The 23,106-nt window shown below is 42.7% G+C and carries 18 protein-coding genes; 11 read left to right on the top strand and 7 right to left on the bottom strand.

Features of this window, described 5'->3' with window-relative positions; genetic code table 11:
* Positions 1-4 precede the first annotated feature (4 nt).
* A complete protein-coding gene (locus ALT761_RS14345; RefSeq protein ID WP_129739660.1) occupies positions 5-1,036 on the top strand; it encodes a LacI family DNA-binding transcriptional regulator in 1,032 nt (343 codons plus the stop codon).
* 22 nt (positions 1,037-1,058) lie between these two features.
* Here ALT761_RS14345 and ALT761_RS14340 read toward each other — a convergent pair whose 3' ends face one another.
* The 4 genes from ALT761_RS14340 to ALT761_RS14325 form a co-directional block, all read right to left on the bottom strand.
* The gene (locus ALT761_RS14340) at positions 1,059-1,553 is read right to left on the bottom strand and encodes a hypothetical protein (protein WP_129739658.1); all 495 of its coding nucleotides are present in this window, start codon (positions 1,551-1,553) and stop codon (positions 1,059-1,061) included.
* Between the two features lie 77 nt (positions 1,554-1,630).
* The gene (locus ALT761_RS14335) at positions 1,631-2,221 is read right to left on the bottom strand and encodes a thymidine kinase (protein WP_129739656.1); all 591 of its coding nucleotides are present in this window, start codon (positions 2,219-2,221) and stop codon (positions 1,631-1,633) included.
* A 5-nt stretch (positions 2,222-2,226) separates the two neighbouring features.
* A complete protein-coding gene (locus ALT761_RS14330) occupies positions 2,227-4,266 on the bottom strand; it encodes a putative bifunctional diguanylate cyclase/phosphodiesterase (RefSeq protein WP_232043464.1) in 2,040 nt (679 codons plus the stop codon).
* A gap of 461 nt (positions 4,267-4,727) precedes the next feature.
* A complete protein-coding gene (locus ALT761_RS14325) occupies positions 4,728-6,977 on the bottom strand; it encodes an acyl-CoA dehydrogenase (RefSeq protein WP_126871641.1) in 2,250 nt (749 codons plus the stop codon).
* Positions 6,978-7,240: 263 nt separating this feature from the next.
* On the opposite strand from ALT761_RS14325, the gene ALT761_RS14320 reads away from it, so the two are divergent.
* From ALT761_RS14320 to ALT761_RS14290, 7 genes are all read left to right on the top strand, one after another.
* Positions 7,241-9,550, top strand: a complete 2,310-nt coding sequence (locus ALT761_RS14320; protein ID WP_129739654.1) for an efflux RND transporter permease subunit — start codon at positions 7,241-7,243, stop codon at positions 9,548-9,550.
* Entirely contained in the window at positions 9,537-10,331 is a 795-nt protein-coding gene (locus ALT761_RS14315; protein WP_197724981.1) for an outer membrane lipoprotein-sorting protein, read from the top strand. The genes ALT761_RS14320 and ALT761_RS14315 overlap by 14 nt, the downstream gene beginning before the upstream one ends.
* Before the next feature lie 3 nt (positions 10,332-10,334).
* Positions 10,335-11,522, top strand: a complete 1,188-nt coding sequence (locus ALT761_RS14310; RefSeq protein WP_129739650.1) for a hypothetical protein — start codon at positions 10,335-10,337, stop codon at positions 11,520-11,522.
* Positions 11,523-11,621: 99 nt separating this feature from the next.
* A complete protein-coding gene (locus ALT761_RS14305) occupies positions 11,622-12,149 on the top strand; it encodes a hypothetical protein (RefSeq protein ID WP_126871645.1) in 528 nt (175 codons plus the stop codon).
* 106 nt (positions 12,150-12,255) lie between these two features.
* The gene (locus ALT761_RS14300) at positions 12,256-12,522 is read left to right on the top strand and encodes a DUF3081 family protein (protein ID WP_013783194.1); all 267 of its coding nucleotides are present in this window, start codon (positions 12,256-12,258) and stop codon (positions 12,520-12,522) included.
* 186 nt (positions 12,523-12,708) lie between these two features.
* Entirely contained in the window at positions 12,709-13,635 is a 927-nt protein-coding gene (gene lpxL / locus ALT761_RS14295) for an LpxL/LpxP family Kdo(2)-lipid IV(A) lauroyl/palmitoleoyl acyltransferase (RefSeq protein WP_129739648.1), read from the top strand.
* A gap of 123 nt (positions 13,636-13,758) precedes the next feature.
* Complete coding sequence (locus tag ALT761_RS14290; protein ID WP_129739646.1) at positions 13,759-14,373, top strand: TcpQ domain-containing protein; 615 nt, start codon at positions 13,759-13,761, stop codon at positions 14,371-14,373.
* Between the two features lie 77 nt (positions 14,374-14,450).
* On the opposite strand, the gene glnE is transcribed toward ALT761_RS14290, so the two are convergent.
* Complete coding sequence (gene glnE / locus ALT761_RS14285) at positions 14,451-17,342, bottom strand: bifunctional [glutamate--ammonia ligase]-adenylyl-L-tyrosine phosphorylase/[glutamate--ammonia-ligase] adenylyltransferase (protein ID WP_129739644.1); 2,892 nt, start codon at positions 17,340-17,342, stop codon at positions 14,451-14,453.
* Positions 17,343-17,457: 115 nt separating this feature from the next.
* Between glnE and ALT761_RS14280 the strand changes: the two genes are divergently transcribed.
* Positions 17,458-18,363, top strand: coding sequence for a DUF350 domain-containing protein (locus tag ALT761_RS14280; protein ID WP_013783198.1), 906 nt, complete (start codon positions 17,458-17,460; stop codon positions 18,361-18,363).
* A gap of 52 nt (positions 18,364-18,415) precedes the next feature.
* Here ALT761_RS14280 and ALT761_RS14275 read toward each other — a convergent pair whose 3' ends face one another.
* Positions 18,416-18,778, bottom strand: coding sequence for a GIY-YIG nuclease family protein (locus ALT761_RS14275; RefSeq protein ID WP_232043463.1), 363 nt, complete (start codon positions 18,776-18,778; stop codon positions 18,416-18,418).
* A 37-nt stretch (positions 18,779-18,815) separates the two neighbouring features.
* Here ALT761_RS14275 and hldE point away from each other — a divergent pair, with 37 nt between their 5' ends.
* The gene (gene hldE, locus ALT761_RS14270) at positions 18,816-20,246 is read left to right on the top strand and encodes a bifunctional D-glycero-beta-D-manno-heptose-7-phosphate kinase/D-glycero-beta-D-manno-heptose 1-phosphate adenylyltransferase HldE (RefSeq protein ID WP_129739640.1); all 1,431 of its coding nucleotides are present in this window, start codon (positions 18,816-18,818) and stop codon (positions 20,244-20,246) included.
* Positions 20,247-20,362: 116 nt separating this feature from the next.
* Positions 20,363-21,430, top strand: a complete 1,068-nt coding sequence (locus ALT761_RS14265) for an XrtA/PEP-CTERM system-associated ATPase (RefSeq protein ID WP_129739638.1) — start codon at positions 20,363-20,365, stop codon at positions 21,428-21,430.
* Between the two features lie 44 nt (positions 21,431-21,474).
* Here the strand turns inward: ALT761_RS14265 and ALT761_RS14260 are convergent, their stop codons facing one another.
* Positions 21,475-23,079: a TIGR03016 family PEP-CTERM system-associated outer membrane protein gene (locus ALT761_RS14260; RefSeq protein WP_232043462.1), complete on the bottom strand. Its 1,605-nt coding sequence runs from the start codon at positions 23,077-23,079 to the stop codon at positions 21,475-21,477.
* Positions 23,080-23,106 lie beyond the last annotated feature (27 nt).

Raw genomic sequence — 23,106 nt, 5'->3', positions numbered from 1 at the left:
AAAAATGACCAAAACAAAATTGACACTTAAAGATGTAGCTTTGCAGTTAGGTGTGTCGACCGCCACTATTTCAAATGCATTTAATAGGCCCGATCAATTGTCTAAAGCGCGTCGAGAGCATATCCTCGCCGAGTGCGATCGCATTGGTTACACCGGGCCTAATAAAGCCGCGCAAATCTTAAGGAAAGGGCGTTCTAATATTGTCGCCTTAGTATTGGCTGACAGTATTCCTTATACCGTCAGTGACCCCGTAGCAAGTACCTTCATTAAAGGGGTTTCAAGTATATTACAGCAGCAAGGAAAGCACCTGTTGCTTTATGCGGGTGACTCAGAAAGTATTCTTGATGTGGTGGATTTTGTTGACGGGTTCATTTGTTACGGTGCGCCACGCAATTATAAGTTGGCAGAAGAGCTAGCAAGACAAAGTAAACCTGCTATTACGGTAGATTTCGATATTGAAGGGCTTCCGTCAGTTAACATCGATAATTACAACGCCGCGTATCAAATCGCTAAAAAAGCAATTTCCCCTGGTGATCATGTCGCCATTTTAGGACTGCGATTAATTGAGTCTCCAAGTACCTGCCGCATTTATGACAGCCCGCTTATAGAAGTTCAAACTTCTATTTCTCATCGTCGATTAGACGGTTATATGAAAGCAATCGATGAACGTCAGGCAACAATATCAAATGATTGGGTTTGGCATATTCCCGAAAGTGAGCGAAGCTTCGCAAAGCAAGCGGCTAAAGAAGTGTTAAACAGTAACCCTAGGCCTGATACCGTGTTATGTATGAGTGATATTATTGCCCTAGAACTGCTGCAATCAGCGCTTTCGATGGGAATTAAAGTACCTGAAGAGCTAAAAATTACAGGTTTTGACGGTATTGAAGAGGCAGACAGAACTCGTCCTTATTTAACAACGGTTTGCCAATCAAGCGCACTTAAAGGCGAGATGGCCGCCCAAGCTTTACTCAGCGAATCACTGAAAAGCACCGTGCTACCGTTTGATTTAAAGATAGGTGAAACGGTTAGCGTTTAACTGTGAGTACTAAATTGAACGTCTAACTGTCGTAAAACATAGACGTTATTTGCGCTACACGCTTTAAATTATCTATATCATTCTGTGACCATTCGATTGGACTATGTGTTTTCTCACAGCAGATAACATCAATAGGGTCGAAGTGGTTATGGAAGGTAAAATCTAATAGTGAGTAGATATCATTGGGCTTGAAGTAATTTTGGTTAAAGCTTTTTGTGGCAGGATGGTTACGGGCATCTGAGGCTACTAACACGCTTTGTTTTAGTATGTCGTCAAAATAATCGGGGATATCTTCTTTAGATATCGATAAATCATGAGTTGCCAAATTTTGGCCATCCTGATTTAACGTAAGACACCGAATTCGGGTCTTGTTTTCTTCAAATCGCCATAAGCTTATTCGATTCGCTGCCGGAATACCTAATTGAAGGCATGACACTATCGCAGTAAGTTTATCTTGCTCATCCAATCCGCGCTTTGACAATGAAATGACGAGTGTTGTATAGCGGTCTATATCCATAGCGACACTCTTTGAGGTAATTTAAACACAATAGTTTAAGTATATACTTACTATCAAAGAGTGAAGTTCAAGAAACATTAAATTTTGTCTTTATCCCAGACCAACTCTTTGAAATGCTTTCTACACATAGATTCATAGCGATCGTTGCCACCAATTTGTACTTGGTCTCCATCGGTAACTGCATTGCCGTCTTCATCCAGCCTTACCACAAAATTTGCTTTGCGCCCGCAATGACAAACCGTTTTAAGTTCGAACAACTTATCAGCCCACGCGAGAAGGTAGTGGCTACCTTCAAAAGTGCCACCTAAAAAGTCTGTACGTAATCCGTAAGCCAAAACGGGGATATCTAATTCGTCTACCACTTCTATTAACTGACGAACTTGAACTTGCGTTAGAAACTGCGCTTCATCAATGAAAATGCAATCTAAACGCTTTTCTTCGTTGTCATGTTTTATAGCTTCATAAAGATCGTCATCATTTCCGTACAATTTTGCGTCGGCTTGTAGTCCAATTCTTGAGGTAACTTTCCCTACGCCATAACGGTCATCAAAGGCCGCGGTATAAATCAGAGAGTGCATGCCTCTCTCGCGATAGTTATAAGCTGATTGTAAAAGAGAGGTCGATTTTCCTGCGTTCATTGCAGAGTAATAAAAATAAAGTTGAGCCATGAATATTATTTGTTTTCGTTATACCAGGTTTTAAGGTCGCTCAATGGCATTGGTTTAGCGTAAAGAAAGCCTTGAATGAAATCCACGCCTAATGCTTTGACGTTATTCATTTGTTCTAAGGTTTCAATGCCCTCAGCAATGGTCTTACAACCAAACTCGTTTGCGATGAGCATGGTTGCGCGCATAATAGTATCACTACCTTCATTGGTATTCTGTACAAATGAGCGATCAATTTTTATAAAATCACAAGGCATTGACTGCAATCGACTTAACGAAGAGTACCCTGTGCCAAAGTCATCGATTGATATTTTAACGCCTCGGGCCTTAACATTATTTATCTGATTTGCAACCGCATTAATATTATTAGCGAACACGCTTTCTGTTATTTCTAAATAAAGGCGGGAAGGGCTAATGCTGGTCGACGCTAGTACCTTGTCCAGCGTATTAATGAAAGTTTCATCCAGCAGCTGACTAATAGAAACATTCACCGATAACGCAATGTTGTCTTTGAATGGCCACTCAGTCGCATCTATGCACGCGCGGTTTAACACCCAAGAGCCTATTTCAGGCATTAACCCCGTGCGCTCAGCAAGGGGAATAAAGCGCGCTGGGGAGATTACTTTACCGTCACAATTCCAACGTAGTAGCGCTTCAACCGATGTTAACTTTTGTGTGTCGGCGCAAATAATGGGCTGATAGTGCACAGAAAACGCATTTTTTTCTATAGCATGCCGTAATTGCTCACAAAGGCGCTGTTCGCTTTTTATCTTTTCATGTAGGTCTTCACTAAAAACACCAATAGTGCCTCGTTGTTTACGTTTTTGATCGTACATGGTCAAGTCAGCTTGTTGAATAAGCGTCATGGTGTCGTTGCCATGCTCCGGAAACATCGCAATACCAATGGTGGCATCCAGTGTTATTTGGTTTTCTAAAGCTATGATGGGCTCTGTGACCCCGCTGCGCATAGCATGAGCAACGGCCACTGCGGTATGGACGGTGGCGTAGGGCGTTACTGCAACAAATTCATCGCCACCCCATCGAGCGAGATGATCTTTTTCGCAATATTTGGCAAGTCGGTCAGCAATTTCTGCAAGTACAATATCGCCGACCTTATGCCCCAAACTATCGTTTACCTGCTTAAAACCATCTAAATCAATAAACAAAACGGCAAGGTTATTATCAAGCGCTTTGGTACTTTCAATGAGAGTATTTAACTGTTTAAACAATCCGTTTCTGTTCAGTAAATTGGTCAGCGGATCTCTATTAGATAACCGAAAAATATCAGCGGTACGTTTTTCAACTTCATCTTCTAAATTAGCATTAGCATCATCTAACTGTTCATTAGATTTACGCAGCATGGCGTTAATTTTAGCGGTCTCTTTCCTATCAGATTGCATCTGCTCTACAAGGCGGTTGTTCTTATACCTAAGGGATACAGTGTCAAAAAAGAATCGATGGTAACGTAAGGAACTAACAAGGCAACCTATACAAAAAATAAGGCCTAATATACCCAAAACAACAAAATTTCTATCATCATCAAGCAAAGCTCTAATTGATATGGGCACAAGTAGTGAGGTGGTATAGACAAAAACGAAAATTTTACTTGGCGCTAATACTGACGCAGCACCACCGGCCATCGCTCCAAGGACAACCATGGTTGTCGCCAACTCGACCGAGTTCATTGTGGAGTAGAGCAGAATTGAATAGAGTGCCCATACCGCAGATGCTAAACACACGCCAACCGCGAACCTAAACTTTACAGGTCGCACATCATATTCGGTGCCCTTTAATCTAGTTAGCCAGTAAAGGCCGTCTGTAAAACGAAAAAGAATAACAGTGCTCATTGCGATAAAAAGCAATACTTTTAAGCTTTGGTCTTTTTCGGTATCAGACCCGAAACCGAACGTTAAGCCTAGGAAGGCAACGAAGGTCATAGCTAATCCAGTAAACATATTACTGTTAAGCATATCGACCATGTCGCGCTGCATTTCCGGCGTTATAGGAATAGGAGAGGTTGTCCCTCTTTGTTCATCAGAGCTTTTCACTATAAATCTAAGTTCCAACTCAATAAGCTTTTACGCTTAATATGGTGTGAAGTTTTTATTGGTGTTGTTAGTAATAACAGCGAATCAGCTTTTATCGCTTTAAATTTACACACCTACTTTGGTTAAATTACACGCATATTACAAAAATTGCTATGCGACGTAAGATGCAAGGGTATCCGATAGTAAGGGCGAATCATCAGACCCATAAGCTAAGCAATGATAAAAGTTAAAGCAGTGCTAAGAAGTTTTATTATTTGCATAATTTTCTATAATTGAAAATTGATACTTAAAGCTTAGATGTTAAAGAAGAAATTTTCACCCTTTATACAAGGTGAGAAGGGATGTATATGTAAAGCGAGCATAGGGCGTCTTAAAGCGCTGACTAATGCTCTTTAATAAATACAAAAAAGCTCCGGCCAAAGGCCAGAGCTTTCTATAGATAATGTGCTAAATAAGAAATGTTAAGCTGCGTTTTTTCCGCCATCAATTGCGCGTAGCGTTTCAGTTGCAGGCAATAATTCCATGTCGAACGTGTACTCATCAACACGAACAGCCAATTGGCGTTTCTCATTGTAATCATGCAACTGTGCAGCTTCTTCGGCATTAATAACGCCTTTCTCTTGAAGCTTGTTCAGCGCATGCTCAAACGAAATAAACGGCACTACAGGCTCTTTGCGAAGTGCTTTTTGCACTTTACCTAATAAGTGTGCAACTGCATGTTTCGCTTTAAACGCTTGTTCGTTAATGTCGTTGCCATCACCTGGGCTAACGCGAACTAAGTGAGTAAGCTGTGCTTTCACGCTATTGTCTTGCATAGACGCCATAGACAATTCACGAACTAGGTCATCGCTGATACCTGCAACACTGTTAGAATAGGTGTTGGTAAGTAAACGCATTAGACCGCGAGTAGGCGTGTTCGGGAAATTGTTGATGAAGTTAACAATTGCCTGATCAGCTTGCTGTAATGACCACTGCATAGCGTATTCGAAATACGGTAGTGCAAGTTGACGATCTTCAATGCGCTGCTCGTAAAAACGAATAGCGGCCATTGCACCGTAAAGGTAGCTCATCACGTCACCCAGACGGGCTGAAAGTAACTCTGCCTTCTTAAGGTCGCCGCCAAGTACTGCTAGTGATAAGTCAGCAAGTGGTGCTAATTTAGCTGAAATGCTATTTACACGCTTTTCGTACTTACGTACTTCAGGCAATGCAGACTCTGAACCGCGTAGGAAAGGTAAGTAACCTTTACCAAAACTACGGAATGCATTCTTAACACTGAAGCCAACAGTTTTGCGTAATACCTTGTTGAATTCTTTATCCGCAGAACTTTCGTTGCTGTGAATAAGGTCAACCATGTCTTTCAAGTAAGGGTGGCAACGCATTGCACCTTGACCGAAAATCATTAGGTTACGAGTAAGGATGTTTGCACCTTCAACCGTAATGGCAATAGGAAGTGCAGCATATCCGCCTGCAAGGGTATTTTGCGGGCCACGTTGAATTGCTTTACCTGCTTGAATATCCATAGCCGAGTTCATAACATCACGGCCAAGTTCGGTCATGTGATATTTAGCAATTGCAGTAACAACCGATGGTTTAACACCTAAGCCTAGGCCTTCTGTTGTTAAAACACGCATGGCTTCAAGTAAGAAAGTCTTACCAGCAATGTCTGCCATCTTCTCTTGAATACCTTCAAAGCGGCCAATCGGCACACCGAATTGTTCACGGACAAATGAATACTCAACCGTACCTTTAAATGCAGATTGTGCTGTCGCAACGCCCATCGCTGGAAGTGAAATACCACGACCTGCACCAAGACACGCTACTAGCATCTGCCAACCGCGGCCGATATTTTTCTGACCACCAATGATAAATTCCATAGGAATAAATACATCTTGACCGCGAGTTGTTCCGTTATAGAAGCGCACGCCCATAGGGTCGTGGCGATTACCAAGTTCTACACCAGGGTGAGACTTAGGTAATAAGGCACAGGTAATACCTAGCTCTAATTTGTCACCAAGCAATTGCTCTGGATCGAATACTTTAAATGCCAAGCCAAGTACGGTAGCAATTGGTGCTAGCGTGATATAACGCTTGTCCCAGCTGATACGAAGACCAAGTACTTCTTCGCCGTTGTACTCGCCTTTAGTGACGATAGCAGCATCAGGAATAGCACCGGCATCTGAACCCGCTTCAGGGCTGGTTAGGGCAAAACATGGAATATCACGACCATCTGAAAGGCGTGGTAACCAGTAATCTTGTTGCGCTGTAGTACCATAATGCATCAGTAACTCACCTGGGCCTAACGAGTTAGGTACCATAACGGTTACAGCGATTGCACCAGATTTAGCAGCAATAGTGGCAACGATAGTTGAGTTAGCGTAAGGGCTAAACTCAAGACCACCAAATTTCTTAGGGATGATCATTGAGAAGAAACGGTTTTTACCTAAGAAGTCTAAAACGTCTTGAGGAATGTGATCGCCGTTGTTTAACTCGAAATCATCAATCATACCCAGTAATTCAGTCACTGGGCCGTCCATAAATGCCTGCTCTTCCGCGCTCAATTTTGCTTGGGGTATATCACGAAGTGCTTGCATATCAGGTTTACCCTGATAAATAGAAGATTCAATCCAAACGTCACCTGCGTCTAACGCTTCCTGCTCTGTTACAGAAATTGGTGGTAACACTTTTTTTAAGCTAGTTCTAATACTCATATTTGACTCATCCGCTCATCTGACCAGTTGTATAGTGTTAATACTACATCAGTTTCAGAAAAGATCAAAAAAATTGCTCATAAATAGTTTCAAGAATGTAAAATTTAATAAAATGAAGTGATTACGATAGCGCTGGAAATGATAAAGGCGAGCTTATGTAAAAAATGTGAGGCGGCTTCCGAAAATATTCTGGTAACTGAGTTATGTTTATTAACCATTTACAGGTAAACTTTCGATAACAGAGCGAGTTACAGGAAGTAGTAATGCAAGATACATCATCGAACTCATCAAGGTGGTTTGCTTCACCAAAGTTAACTATCTGTGTGGTTATTGTTGCGATGTTAGTGGCAGTAGTCGGCGCAAAAAATTTATACTTTCGAGGCGACTACAAAGTATTCTTTGAGCCTGATAATCCGCAGCGTCTTGCCTTTGAAGAAATGCAGAACATATTTAATAAGAGCGAAAATGTCGCTTTTATGGTGGTGCCAGACGACGATAATGTGTTCAAACCGTCTACCTTATCTTTAGTTGTTGAGCTTACAGAAGCTGCATGGCAACTCCCTCTTTCTACCCGCGTGGAATCCATATCTAACTTCCAATACACCTACGCCGAAGATGACGATCTTATTGTAGAGGACTTAATTACTACGGGTTCGCTCTCGAATTCTGAAATAACTGATATTAAGGATGTACTAGATAGTACCCCTGAACTAACTGGAAGGTTAGTATCATACCCTGGAGATGTGTTGGTAGTGAACACTACCATTCAATTGCCCGACGGCGACCAAACGAAAGAGGTGATCGAAATCGCTACTGCTGCAACGGCGCTAAAACAGCAGTTAGAGGAAAAATACCCCGGTCACACTATCTATCTTACCGGAATGGTTGTAATGAACGATGCCTTCGCGGTGGCTGCGCAGCAAGATGCCAGTACGCTCATTCCACTTATGTTTTTCCTTATCATTGTGATGATAGGCGTGATTGTTCGTTCGGTGTTTGCAGCTCTCGCTACATTATTAGTGGTTATTGTATCTATCGCCACTTCCATTGGGGTATCTGGCTGGCTGGGCATGTTTCTTAGTACCGCTACGGTAAATGCACCGACTATGATAACGACACTGGCAGTGGCTGACTGTATCCACATCATTGTGGGGGTGCAGTACTTTCTTGGTCGTGGCCTCACCAACGCTAATGCGATAAGTGAAAGCTTAAGAATTAATACCAAGCCTATTATTATTACCAGTGTTACCACAGCTATTGGCTTTTTAATGCTGAACTTTTCTGCGGTCCCCGTCTTGTCTGATTTAGGTAACATGACCGCATTTGGGGTAATGCTCGCCTGTGTATTATCACTTTGGTTCCTGCCAGCTTTATTACTATTAAAGCCATTGAAAGTGAAGGCGACAAAAAGTAACAAAGTCTTCGAGCGACTGGGAAATAAAGTCACGTCGAATTACCGAGCATTGTTACCTATCTGTGCATTAGTGATTGTGGGGATCAGTGTCTTTGCTACCAATAACGAATTAAATGATGTTGCGGTGAAGTACTTCGACGATAGAAGTACGTTTGGCCAAGCGGTAGAGATAAATGAAGAGAAGCTTGGTGGTATGTCTAACATCGACTTCGTTATTTATTCGGATTCCTCTTATGGTGCCACGGAGCCTGACTTTTTGGCACGAGTAGAATTACTGACTAAATGGCTTCGTGATAAAGAAGAAGTTCATCATGTGCTGTCCTTTGCCGATACATTAAAACGCTTAAATAAAAATATGCATGGTGATGACGATGCCTATTATCGTTTACCAGAAGATGGAGAGTTGGCTTCGCAGTATGTATTGTTGTACGAAATGTCGCTGCCATTTGGTCTAGACTTAAGTAATCAGTTAGACATTGATAAATCAGCAATGAGAATTATCGCCGTTATTGATAATTTAGGCAGTAAAGATTTAACCGCATTAGAGTCTGATGCTAAAGCATATTTTAAAAGCCTTGGCAGCGACAACCGCCTGGAAGCAGCCAGTCCGCCTTTAATGTTCGCGCATATTGGCGATCGAAATATGGAAAGTATGGTAAAGGGCTCTATTTATGCCTTAGTCCTTATTTCTGTTTTGATTTTTTTCGCGTTACGTTCGTGGCGACTCGGGTTGGTAAGCTTGTTTACTAATTTGCTACCCGCCGCTATTGGCTTTGGCGTTTGGGGGTTAATCTCAGGCCAAATTAATATGGCGCTGTCGGTGGTCATCAGTATGACCATGGGCATTATCGTTGACGATACAGTGCACTTCTTGTCGAAGTATCAGTCGGCGAGGCTGACACGTAAATCGGTCAAAGAAAGTGTGCTTTATGCATTTAATACGGTTGGAATGGCACTGACCACTACCACAATAGTGCTGACAGTAGGTTTTGGTGTACTAGCGTCTTCAAGCTTCATGCTTAACGCGCACATGGGCATTTTAACCATTATTATTATCGTCGCGGCTTTGGCCGTTGACCTTATTTTCCTACCCGCGTTATTAATGTGGTTGGACAAAGATGAAACCCCGTTACCGGAGAAGAATAGTGAGATACATTAGCCTTGTTTTACTGGCGTCGTTCATATCTATCAGTGCATTGAATAGCGTTGCCGCCGAGAGTGAGCCTAGCGCAAAAGGACTAGAAATAGCGCAGGAGCGAAAAGCGAGAGATCGCGGGTGGAATAACTCAGAGGCCGAAATTTTAATGGTCCTGCGTAATGCGCAAGGCCAAGAGGCAACACGCAAACTCAACGTGAAATCGATGGAGTTGACCGATGACGGTGATAAAGCACTAACGGTTTTCCAATCCCCTCGGGATGTAAAAGGAACCGCATTCTTGAGTTTCTCCCATGTTTTTGATGCTGATGAGCAGTGGATATTTCTTCCTGCTTTAAAACGGGTAAAGCGTATAGCGTCAAAAAATAAAAGTGGGCCTTTTGTCGGCAGTGAATTTGCTTTTGAAGACATGACATCGTTCGAAGTAGAAAAATTTTCTTACACCTATGTAGGTGACGAGACGATCAATGGTGAAGCGTGCTTTATTTTAGAGCAAACTCCTCAATATGACTATTCGGGTTACACGTTACAAAAAGTATGGATTGATAAGTCTCACTACCGTGTACACAAAGTTGAATTTTACGATAAGAAAGGGGCCCTACTTAAGGTACTTGAGCTAAAAGATTACGAGCTTTATAAAAAGAAGTACTGGCGACCGATACGTAGTGAAATGACGAACGTACAAACACGTAAGTCTACATCGCTAATTACAGAAAGCTTAATATTTGATACCGACTTGTCAGAATCAGATTTTGATAAGAACAGTTTAAAAAGAGCCCGGTAATTCGTGATTAAATCTATTGCTTTATTGGTATCAAGTATTACGGCTTCATTTTCTTTATTGGCCAATACGGAAGTGACAGGCTCCGCGGGTGGAGAGTTGCGCTACTTTATGCAAGACGCATTGTACGAGCCGCAAGAACGAACTTACGGTTCTGTCTTTTTCAGCCCCGAAACCTATACCGAGTGGAATGATGGAGAAGACAGTTTGCTGTTTAAGCCCTTTTTCAGGGCTGACCAACACGACGAGGAAAGAACTCATTTCGACGTTCGGGAACTGCAGTGGATGCATGTGGCAGACACATGGGAAACCAAAGTAGGAATTGGGAAAGTATTCTGGGGGCAAACCGAGTCTATTCACCTTGTCGACATCGTTAATCAAACCGATGCAATTGAAGCGGTAGATGGTGAAGATAAGCTTGGGCAGCCAATGGTTAACGCTTCCTACTTTAGTGATTTCGGCACGTTTTCAGTATTTGTGTTGCCCTATTTTAGAGAGCGTACCTTCGAAAGTACTGATGGCCGTCTTCGACCACCTCTTGCTGTAGGAGAAGCCTTGTACGAGTCAGATGGTGAGCAAAGCCATGTTGATTATGCGCTGAGATGGCAAGCAAGTATCAGTGATTGGGAAGTGGGGCTATCTTACTTTTCAGGTACAAGCCGAGAGCCAGAACTTGTTACCATCGTGAATGATGAAGGTCAGCCAGAAATTCTTCCCTATTACGCACAAATCAATCAAGTAGGCGTTGATTTACTGAATGTTTATGGGGCATGGTTACTTAAATTTGAGTCGATATATCGAGAAGGGCAGTCGGAAGATTTTGCTGCGGTAGTCACAGGTTTCGAGTACACCACACAAGGTATCTTCGACACGCAATATGGCCTTGGCGTATTAAGTGAATATCAGTTTGATGAGCGCAAAGATAATTTTTTTGCTTTAGGTCAAAACGACCTTATGGTGGGCTTGCGGTTTATATTCAACGACATTGACGGAACAGAAGTGTTAATGGGGTACGTTCAAGATTTAGATGAATCGAGTACCTCTAGTGCATTTATTGAAGCGTCCAGTCGTATTTCACCCCATTGGCGATGGAAACTGGATGGTTATTTCTTTTCAAGTGATGATACTGACGATACTTTTTATTTCCTAAGAAGAGATGATCATCTTCAATTTACCCTTGAGTACTTTTTTTAGTACAAGGCGTTATTTCTGATTTAAATTTAACATTTACACTCGTAACCCTAGCTATTTAATAATAGGGTTATTCTTTTGTGGTTCTAACATGAGGTTTTAATGAAGCAGTTTGTTGTTGGTTTTATAGCGCTTTTTTTTATATTTAACGCACACAGTGCTTCTACCAACTACGGTATTGCTTCAGTGGGGTATAGTGATTTTGAGTTCACAAATGTCGAGAATAGCGGGCTAACTTATAGTGTTGCTTTCGGGCGCCAAATTCATAGGCAGTGGTATGCAGAAGTGGGGTACCTTAATTTAACTAACGATAGTGACAATGACACCAAGCTTTCGGGTGACGCGCTTTACCTTGCAGTGCTCGGAAAAGCAAACAGTCAGTATGGGGAACTGTATTATAAATTAGGGGTTGCTAACGTTGATATTGCAAGTACCCGCTACTGTGGCAATTCAGAGTTTTCTGGTGATGCATGCTCATTTGATGAGGGTGTGGTTGCAGGTATTGCTGGCCTTGGATTTGATTATTATGTTGGTCTAAAATCTATGGTGCGACTTGAATACATTTATCTAGGTGGCGAAGACAACCTTTCAACGCATTTAGTGTCTTTGGGCTTTCGCTACAATTTTTAATCGCCAAAAGGGTAGGGCGACTAAATACATACAAAAATAGCGGTGTAATCCAAACGCTATCATTCAGCGTAAAAAGAGTGGCTAGTCAAAAACTAAGGAGCCATTTATGAAAAACGAATTAGACAGTAAATTTCTATTACAGGTGTTTGAAAAAATCCGAACCAACGGTGATAAGAAAGAAGATCAATACCACCTAAATGGCATTGTTGCGTACACCGACCTAGATGGCTACACGTTATTTATCGAAGATAAAAACTGCAAATTGCAATTTGGCTTCCATAATCAATATCACTTTGATTATGAAACTAACGACCACTTTCATACTTTTGAGAAAAAGCTGAAACAGATTGATAAAGAGTACGGCGCTAACTAAATAGGCTGATTGAGGAGGGCAACCTTCTTTAAAAATTTCACTTTATCGAGATTGGTAAATCAATGGATGGGACATTGAAAACAAAATCCTACGGCAGTAGTGTCGAATTATTCCACCAACGCACTTTCGACTTTAATCTGGTCTGCTACAATAGCGCTCCTCTTAATTTGTTAGGAATAGAGTGCGTTGGCTGCGGCAATTAAGGCTCCTAAATTCAAACTGTCTTTTCTTACTCCAAAATTTTGGCCTGTATGGCTAGGAGTATTTCTTCTTTACATCATCACTTGGCTCCCTCTTCCTGTCATACGATTTATTGGCGGTGGTGCAGGTAAACTGATTGCGAAAATTGTTCCTAAGCGCGTTCGCGTGGCAAAGCGAAACCTTGAACTTTGGAACCCGTCGTTGTCAGAGTCAGAAGTGCAAGCGCTATTAAAAGAGAACGTGCGAAGAACCGGAATGGCCTTGTTTGAAACCGCTATGGGGTGGTGGTGGCCTGATTGGCGAGTAAAAAGAGCCATAGAAATTGAAGGTGCTGAGCATGTTGATGCTGCCATAGCTAGCGGCAAAGGTGTGTTTGGGATGGCACTGCACAACATGAACCTTGAATTTGCATGTAGGGGAATTGGGTACTTCCACCCTAGTATCGCCTTCTATAGAAAGCATAATAATCCGCTGGTCGATTATTTACAGTACCATGGTCGTAATCGCTCAAATAAGTACATGATTGATAAGCGTAATGCAAAGGCCTTGTTAATGGCATTGGAAGACAAAGAACTGTGTCTATACCTTCCCGATCAAGACTACGGACCAAAGCAAAGCGTATTCGTCCCCTTTGGTGGAGTTGCTGAAACCGCGACCACCACAGCCACATTGATGTTTATTCGTCGTTCTACCAGTGTGCCTATGATGATTACGTCTCAGTACACTGCAAAAGGTTACAAAATCAAAATATACCCTCCATTGACCCATTTAGGGGAAATGGACGATATTGCTGCATTAACGGAATTGAACACGCATATCGACAAGGCAATTAAAGAACAGCCTGAAAGCTACTTATGGATGCACAAGCGTTTCAAAACCAGACCCAGTAAAGACACACCGTCATTGTACTAACGGAGCAGTTACCTATTATATTGTTAGGTGTACAATGACTGATGTAGGGCGTTTTTTGTGCGCAAGGTAAAAGCGAGGTAAGCTGTACTTTGGGTTTAAGTTATTGGAAGCATTAATAAAGTCATGGCTAAAAAGGTTTATTCAAATACATTATTTTGGGCGCGTCACGTAGCGCTGGCATTCGTATTGATAGTGATTGCGGGTGTGATGATATATTTGCAACAAAATAACAGTGATGACGTTCCTGCCGGTAAACCCGCTGAAGAAAAGTCAGTGGCTAAGGGATTAAGCGAGTTTTACCGCGAATTTAGAATGTCTTCCACCGATCCCGTTAAGGAAGAGCAGGGGAATTTTGTTATAGAAACTGGCGGCGTTGACCCCCAACTCGATAGCAGACTTGAAAGCATGTCTAGCTTGAATACAACGGTAGACACGAGCTGGACTGGCGAGCAGAAATTCCGTACCTTCAAAGAAGGGAGCACATTGCGAGAGGCTATCTCTACTTTTGCGCAAGCGGAAGGCATGCAGCTGATATGGAATTTAGAGCAAGATTTCATAATCAAACATCAGTTTCAGTTGGATAACACGGTAGCTGGGTCGTTGGCAAAAATTGCTAGCGCTATCGACAGTAGTTTCGAAGGGGAGGTAAATGCCTATCTTTGCCCTGAGCAACGTTCTTTGGTAGTGACCGCTGAAGAGACAGAGTTTTTATCTACCCGATGTACCCTAGTTCGCTGATTATTAGTTAAATCAAAGGAGAGCTACTGCTCACCTTTATTATCATTACTGCCATCAATGCTAGCATTACTATTGGTTCAGCTGTCAGCAGCACTGCCAAATAACGCCTGCCAATATTCACTTACTGTTTCTCTCATTTGGCTCAAATGCTCGGTTTGTTCTGCATACTTAGTGTCTGCAAGGGTCAGGTGATGATATTGTTCTCTTAGCGCAAGGTAAGCTTGTTGTAGCGCGTGAGATTGTTTTTCATCAATAATGCCTGCGTTATGGGTCGCATCTAGTAAACGCAAATTATCTGAAAATTCAGTCAAGCTATCAATCTTATTCGCATGTGCTAATACCCAGTATTGAGTCATAAATTCAATATCTGCTATGCCCCCCACACACTGTTTTAAATCGACTTTTTGATTGCTGGTAGAGAGTAAATGTTTGCGCATTTTTGCGCGCATTTCACTCACTTCAGTAGATAGCGTAGTTTGGTCTCTCTGAATAGACAGAATGTTGTGACGCACACTATTAAACGCACTAAGCAGCGATATATCACCACAAATACCGCGGGCTCTCACTAGCGCTTGATGCTCCCATGTCCACGCCTCTTCTTGTTGATAGCGCTCAAATCCATCAATGTGACAACAAAGTAGGCCCGCGTTACCAGATGGCCGCAAGCGTAAGTCTGTTTCATACAACTGACCAAACAAAGTTTTGGTATTCAGTAAGTGCATAATTCGCTGAGCAAGTTTGATGTAAAACTGCTGGGCTTCAATAGACTTAGCCCCATTGGTAGAGGACTGACGAGGCGCATTGTGCAAAAACACAAGGTCAAGATCAGAGCCATAACCAAGCTCGTAGCCACCCAGTTTGCCATAGCCAATAACTGCAAAGCCCAGCTCGCCATCGTTCAAATGACTGGGCACGCCAAAGCGCGCTGAAATTTGGTGCCACGCCGCTTCAATAACTTGCTCAAGCAAGACTTCCGCTAATACGGTAAGTTTATCGCTTACATTCGCAATGGGTAGCGAGCCACTGATATCACTGGCTGCAATGCGCAGCTGCTGACAAAGCTTAAACTGTCGCCACGTGTCCATAGCAAGCTCCACATCGTCATGTTCAACCCGTAGCATGGTTTGCCGCAGCTCTTGCGCATATTCGTATTTGCTGGTGGTAATATCTGAATTTTGCTGCTGTAAATAGAGTGGGGTGAGTAGTTCATCTAATAGCAACGGGAAGCGCTTAATTTCATTCGCTATCCACTCACTCCTGTCGCACAGTTTTACCAACTGTTGCAGAACATTGGGGTTTTCCAGTAATAAATCTAAATAGGTTGTCCTGCCGGTGATCGCATCTATCACGCCGAAGATTCGTTTTAGTACATTATTTGCTTTACTGGGGTCGAATTTAATCAGCACATACAATATTTCCGGGATGAGTTTATTCAGCGTGTCTTCGCCTTTTTGACCCATTCGATATCCGCGCTGATTGGTTTTAAAATCTTGTAACTGGGTACAAATACCTTGCGCTTCGTCTACGCTAATAAAAGGGGTTAGCGTGGTGCTAAACTCTTCTTTGTCGAGGGAAAGTTGCCAAGCATCGCGGCATGCGTCAAATAAGGTATCTTCGCTAGTATGAGTATCTTGTGCTTCTTCAACTAATTCATTGAAGTGCCCATGTATTCTAGACATAGTGTTTTGCAGTTTTGCCATAAATTCATCATATGAACTGAAACCAAGCACGGCAATTAATGCGTTTTTCTCCCACTCACTATCAGGCAATGTTTGAGTTTGTCGGTCTTGGCATTGCTGAAGCGTGTGCTCAATTTTACGAAGAAATAAATAGTCTGCCCGTAGTTGTTCAGTCACATCAGACTCTACAACTTCAAATTCGGCAAGCTTATCAAGGGTAGTAAGTAGCGACTTACTTTGTAGCTCAAGCTCTCTACCACCATGAATAAGCTGAAAGCTTTGTGCGAAAAATTCAACCTCGCGAATACCGCCCGCACCAAGCTTAATGTTATTGCTCAAACGCCTACGTCTAATTTCCGTAGCAATAAGGTGCTTCATGCTTCTAAGCGCATCAATAGTGGTGAAGTCTAGGTAGCGCCTGAAGGTAAAGGGCTTAAGTATGCCGTTTAGCGAAGCTACATCAGTAGAATCATCATTATTAATCACCCGCGCTTTCACCATTGCAAAACGTTCCCAGTGACGGCCTTGTTCTTGGTAATAATCTTCCATGGCGTCGAAGTGCATCACCAAAGGCCCCGACTCACCGAATGGCCGCAGTCTCATGTCTACACGATAGACTTGACCATCCGGAGTAACCTTGTTGAGCGCTTGTATCAATTTTTGCGCTAAGCGGGTAAAAAATTGCTGATTTTCAATAGGTTTCTTTTCACCATTTGTCATGCCTTTTTCGGGGTAGGCAAAAATCAAATCGATATCTGATGAAAAGTTAAGTTCGCGGCCGCCTAATTTCCCCATGCCCAAAATGTACATGTGAATAGAGCCATTTTCACCACAAGGCACACCATGTTTGTCACTCAGCATAGTGTAAAGCCATTGGTAAGCGGATGTAATTAATACATCAGCTAACGCCGAAACCTGCGTTAACGATTGTGTAATAGTCTGTTTGTTAAGTCCGTCACGCGCGGTGATAGCAGCCATATGAAAATGGCGGGATTGGCGAAGTGCGCTAAGCAGCTCGTCTTCGGATTTAACATTTTCCAGCTTTTGCGTAACAGCATGATTGTAAAAGCTTTGGGGCTCGTCAGGAATCGATTCAACCAGCATAGCGCCAACCCACTCAGGGTGCTGAAGGCAAGTCTCTGCAAAAAATAGCGATTGGCCGAATAGGGTAGTGAGATCATTTTGATAATGGGCTAAGTCACTATTAAAGTGCTCATTATCTGAAAGCTTTTCCCAGGTTTCGTTAGCTTGTTGTGCATTGCTCATGGTAATTGTGTTGTCTGTTGGCATAATACTGGCTTCGACAATAATAAATATTTCAAAACATTGAGATAAAAAGAGTCTGTCACAGTTTTTGGGGCGTAACCACCCTAAGGTTGTGTTTAGGTAAAAGGAGTAATATTACGTGGATGCTTTAATTAAACTCGTGCCGCTAGGTTCTGACTTATGGATTTACCTTGCCATCGATGTAAGTATCGCCCTAGCACTGTTGGTGGTTATGAAGTGGGTGACTGGGCTTATGAGAAAGAACTCAGTGACCGAAGAGCTTGGTATTAAAGATAATTTTGCTTTTGGTATTAGTATAGCCGGTGGCATGTTGTCGCTTTGTATCGTACTTAGTTCGGTAGTAGGTCGTCATATCGGCCAAGGTTACAGTGAAGCCGCTACAGGTATGGTGACATTCGGTATTGTTGGTATTCTGCTAGTGAAGTTTGGTCGTTTTGCTCATGACAAGTTAGTACTCAACCGCGTAGATACCCACGCCATGATTTCAGAGCGCAGTGTAAGTGTTGCACTGGTAGATGCTGCAAGCTTAGTGGCCAGTGCCATCGTGCTTAAGAATATTATGGTATGGGTAGATGGTAGTGACATGAATGCCATTATTGCCATCGTGACAGGATTCTCTGTCGTACTTACCATGTTACTGGTGATGACCCGTATTTTAGAAGTACGCTATGCAAAAGATAACCAAAACGACTCCTTTCAAGGCGCGCTTCGAAAAGGTCAGTTGGCGTTAGCCATAGAACACTCGGGCAATTTACTAGGCACTGCTATGATTGTTTCAGCAGCGAAAAACTTACTAATTTATAACCCTTCAGGTTATGTAAGTAACGTAACTGGCTGGTTAGTGGTAAGTGTAGCGTTAGCTATCGCATTGCATATATTAGTGCTTATTAATAAAAAAGTGATCATGTTTGGTATGAACTTTAGACAAGAAGTCGACCAGCAACATAATGTTGGCGTAGCTTCACTTGGCTTTACGTTAAGCATTGGTACTGCCATGGTGATAAATGGTGTACTGGGCGGTTAAAGCAATTTTCAAGCTGTCAGCGTAACGTTGACAGCTATGACCAAACTAAATACTACTGATAATTAGAAGGGCAAATGTACCGGCTGTTGTCGCATAGGGCGATACATAGGCTTTCAGGCAAAACCTTCTGTTTGACGATAGCCCGTTTTTTCTCTTTAGAAAGTTGCTTTACCTTGTATTCAACTTTCGAGGCTGTCGACCTATCTCCAATTAAGAAAATGGCCCTAAATTGAAGTGGGCCTTTTCCTTTCAAAGCCCGCGCGCCACCAACAATTTCACCTCGATGCTGGGATATTCTTCGTTCCGGCGAAGTCGTAATGCCCGTATACAATTGACCCAGTTTATTTTCGATAAGATAAAGGTACCAAGTTGACGGCTGCTGGTGGGTATTCACGTTGTTGGCTGTTATACTCATTGGCAATTTGAAATACATCGATAAAGTTGTCTCATCAATGATTTTACCAGATTTTAGTAAAGCGAAAGTGCTTATTGTAGGTGACCTAATGTTAGACCGCTATTGGAGCGGTGGCACAGGTCGTATTTCCCCTGAAGCGCCTGTTCCTGTAGTGAATGTGCAGTCTTCTGAAGACCGCCCAGGCGGCGCGGCAAACGTGGCTGTGAACGTCGCTACCCTTGGCGCTAAAGTCACCTTACTCGGTATGTGCGGTAACGATGAAAATGCCAAACTTCTACGTGAGCGTTTAGAGTCCTTTGATATCGACTGCCAGTTTTTCGCCGTTGAAGGTCAAGACACAATAACCAAACTTCGGGTGATGAGCCGTAATCAGCAATTGCTTCGGTTAGATTTTGAAAAGAGCTTTGCTGATTCAGATAAATCTGAACTAGAAAGCGCGTTCGATGGCGCCCTTGATGATGTTGATATTGTTATATTATCTGACTACGCCAAAGGGTGCTTAAGCAACCCCCAAGCGCTAATCCAAGCAGCTAAAGCAAAAGGTAAGCGCGTTATTGTCGACCCTAAAGGCAGTGACTTTAAAAAGTACGCTAACGCTACGCTTATCACACCGAACATGGAAGAACTAAACCATGTGGTAGGTGAGTCTACTACCGAGAAATCATTAGTATCAAATGCACAGCAGGTTAAAACTGAGCTTAATTTGGATGCGCTACTGCTAACCCGTTCTGAGCAAGGAATGACCTTGTTTGAGGGAGACAACGCAGAGTTTCACTTACCTGCAAAAGCGAAAGAAGTGTACGATGTGACTGGCGCTGGCGACACAGTGGTATCGACATTAGCGGTAGCGTTAGCAAGCAAGTTGCCTCTACAGGCCGCCTGCGTGTTAGCTAATTTAGCCGCCAGTGTGGTGGTTGGGAAATTAGGTACGTCTACCGTTACCAATACCGAGTTAGCGCTAGCCTTAGGTGAACAATCTGTACATCTCGATGGCGGTGTGATGACCGAAGGTCAGCTTGAGATGGCGATGGCTGCAGCAAAAGCCCGCGGCGAACGTATTGTAATGACTAACGGCTGTTTCGATATTCTTCATTCTGGCCATGTGGCTTATTTAGAAGAAGCCGCGCAGTTAGGTGACCGGCTTATTGTGGCAGTAAACACCGATGCATCGGTGACGAAACTTAAAGGCCCTGGAAGGCCTGTGAACAACACTAATCGCCGTATGGCAGTACTAGCTGGCTTAAGTGCGGTTGATTGGGTAGTGCCCTTCACTGAAGATACGCCACAGCGATTAATTGCCTCGTTATTGCCAGATATATTGGTGAAAGGTGGTGATTATCAAATTGATGAAATCGCTGGCGGCAAAGAAGTGATTGCCAACGGCGGCGAGGTTCAAGTGTTAACGTTTGAAGATGGCGTTTCTACCACCGGGATCATTGAGCGTATAACACGAAACAAGTTAACCTAGCATTTTCGTCGTTACCTCAATTTTTGTTTCAGTAAATGTAAAATGTAGTCGTTCGCTAGCCGCACCCGTTAATCGGTGAGCTAGCAATGTGAGCAGTTTTTCAAACGGATATCAGCATGTACGAAAGTTACTATGGACTTAACGCTAAACCTTTTCAGTTAACACCAGACCCAGGCTTCTTTTTTGCCAGTAAGTGGCACAAACGCGCCATGTCGTACCTTCAGTATGGGTTGTCGCAGGCGGAAGGGTTTATTGTTATCACAGGTGATATTGGTACGGGGAAAACCACCGTCGCGAATAGTTTGCTGGCTGAAATTCAAGACGATATTTTTGCAGCCCAAATAGTCACCCCTAAACTGTCTCCTGATGAGCTGGTTAAAATGGTGGCGTCAAAGTTTGATATTAACACTGACGGAAGAAGCAAAGCTGAAATCTTAAAGATGCTTGAGGTGTTCTTATACGACCTAAGCACCCAAGGTCGCCGCGCATTACTGCTTGTTGATGAAGCGCAGAACTTACCGTTAGAGTCTATTGAAGAGCTGCGCATGCTGTCTAACTTTCAGCTTAATGGTAAGCCGTTAATACAAAGCTTTTTATTAGGGCAAGAAGAGCTGCAGCCTATTCTACGAGCGCCCAATATGGAGCAGTTCAGACAGCGTATTGTGGCTTCATGTCACTTAGCGCCGCTCACATTAGATGAGTGCAAAGAGTATATTGAATATCGCTTACATCATGCTGGCTGGAACGGCGAAGATTTATTTTCAGAAGGGGCATATGAGCGAATTTATCAATTTACTCGTGGTGTACCCCGTAAAATAAATACGCTGATGGATCGCATCATGCTTTTTGGCTTTTTAGAAGAGCTTAAGATCTTTGATGAAGACGCAGTAAATGAAGTGATAGACGAAGTTAGAGCAGAAATGTTTGAGCCTGAGAGTGGAGTGGGCCAATCAAATTCTCAAGCCCATGACGTTGCAGAGCACTTCGAAAACCATACTATTATGACACCAGGCGGTAATATCATACGAGATAGCAAATACTATCTTGATATGTTGGCGGAATTGGTAGATGCGTTAGACGACGCAATATCGCATAAAGTTAAAATGACGCAGTATGTAGATAAACTAATGAAGAAAAAGTTTAAAACGTACGTAAGGCTGAAGAGTACGGATAAGAGTGAGTAGCAAAAAAACTAATTTATTGGCCCCATTTTTACTGAGGCTCCATATTACTGATAGGTGTAGGTGACCGAAAGGGTTATCCGCCTATCGGTGTAATCGCTGCCGTAAAGCCCACCACCAAACGACAAATCTCCGCTCTTATCCAAGTAGCTAACGTCCAAGCTTGTTACCAAGTGTTTCCCAAAACTTCTATCTAGCCCCAAAGTGGCATTTAAGTTGTCACTGCTGCCGTCATAAGTGTTGTCTTCAGACTGTCCATCAATTCTGGCAAAGCTTAATGACGTGTTTAAATTGGTATATGAACCTAACTTATAAGACAGTGTGGTCGTCATTGAAAGCGTACGCTGAAGTCTGTCTTCGTCTAAATAATCGTTTTCAGAATAGAGCCAAGAAACACCTAGGTTTACTCTTGAAAAATCATAGCCCATTTGAACGTTGGTGCGCTTTTGGAGAATTATTCGGTCGTCGAAATCCAAATTTTGGGAATTTAATTCAACGAATTGCTCATCAGCAGAAGGTGAATAACTCAGGCTCGCTGGTTGAAAACAACTTGCAATGGATGCTGCGCCTACAGGGCAGACAAACACACCTAAATTCTCGGGATTTGATAGCAAGCGAGATGTATTTGTAACATCCTCACTATACGAAAGCGAAGATCTAAAATGTTTTGAGTTATAGCTCATATTAGCGGAGGCTGAGTCTCCGTAAAATCGACGCCCATAACTTCCCCCAATTTCAGTACGTGAACTTAACGCCCATAGCAAATCTACCCCAATAAAGGTTTCGTTATCATCTTCAATGGTATCTGAATCACTTTTGTTCAGTGTGAGCGCAATATACCTATTTTCAGCTTGACGATACGTCAGTCCTGCACCGTAGGAGTTAAATTCACGCGTAATACTATTAGTATCTGTTCTATCTGAAATCTGATTAGCTTCATGAGAAGCAGTTAACCGGATTGCCCAATTCTTTAGAACACGAAAGTCGGTAAAAGCATCAGCGGAGCGCGTTATGAAATCACCACGTGAAGATTGATTGCTAGCCGTATTTTGGTAAGAGCCTGTTACTTCCCAAATTAAATATCTAGCATATTCCCCATTGGTTAGTGAGCCGTATAATTGGTATGAGTCATTGTCAAGAGGAGTATCGTTTGCAGACGTGGATTCAGAGGCAACATCTGAATATGATGCACTACCTTGAGCATTTATCCAATTGTTGTTTTCGATAAGAAGCGACGATGAAAGTGTGTTATTTCGAGTTTTCGCTAAGCTATTAGAATTGGTGAGAAAATCAGAAACTAAAAAGCTACTTGAGTCTCCATTTCGATAATTCAGTGCGCCAGCCGCTTGGAAAACTAACGTTCTTCCGATAGGCGCCCATTGTGCGGAGTAACTATATTCAGCGTAGTCTTGCGTTTGGCCGATATCGTCATTGTCTCGTTCTAAATGCGTCAATGTGCCTGACCATAAGCCATTAAAAGTACGAGATTGATAAGTTGCATTGATTTGAGGAATGACAGAAAAGGTGGTCAGAGAAAGCGAATCTTCATCTTGCCTTTCCACCTCTTGAAAAATACTCTTACCTTGCGCAGAGCCAGTAATATCGAAATCAGCGTAAACACAAGGCGATAGAGCACCGAGACTAAACGCCAAATATGTTTTTCTTGATATATTTCTGAG

This window comes from Alteromonas sp. 76-1 (genome assembly GCF_900654235.1).
Classification (GTDB): Bacteria; Pseudomonadota; Gammaproteobacteria; order Enterobacterales; family Alteromonadaceae; genus Alteromonas; species Alteromonas naphthalenivorans.
This window is presented reverse-complemented; position numbering and strand designations above follow the sequence as displayed.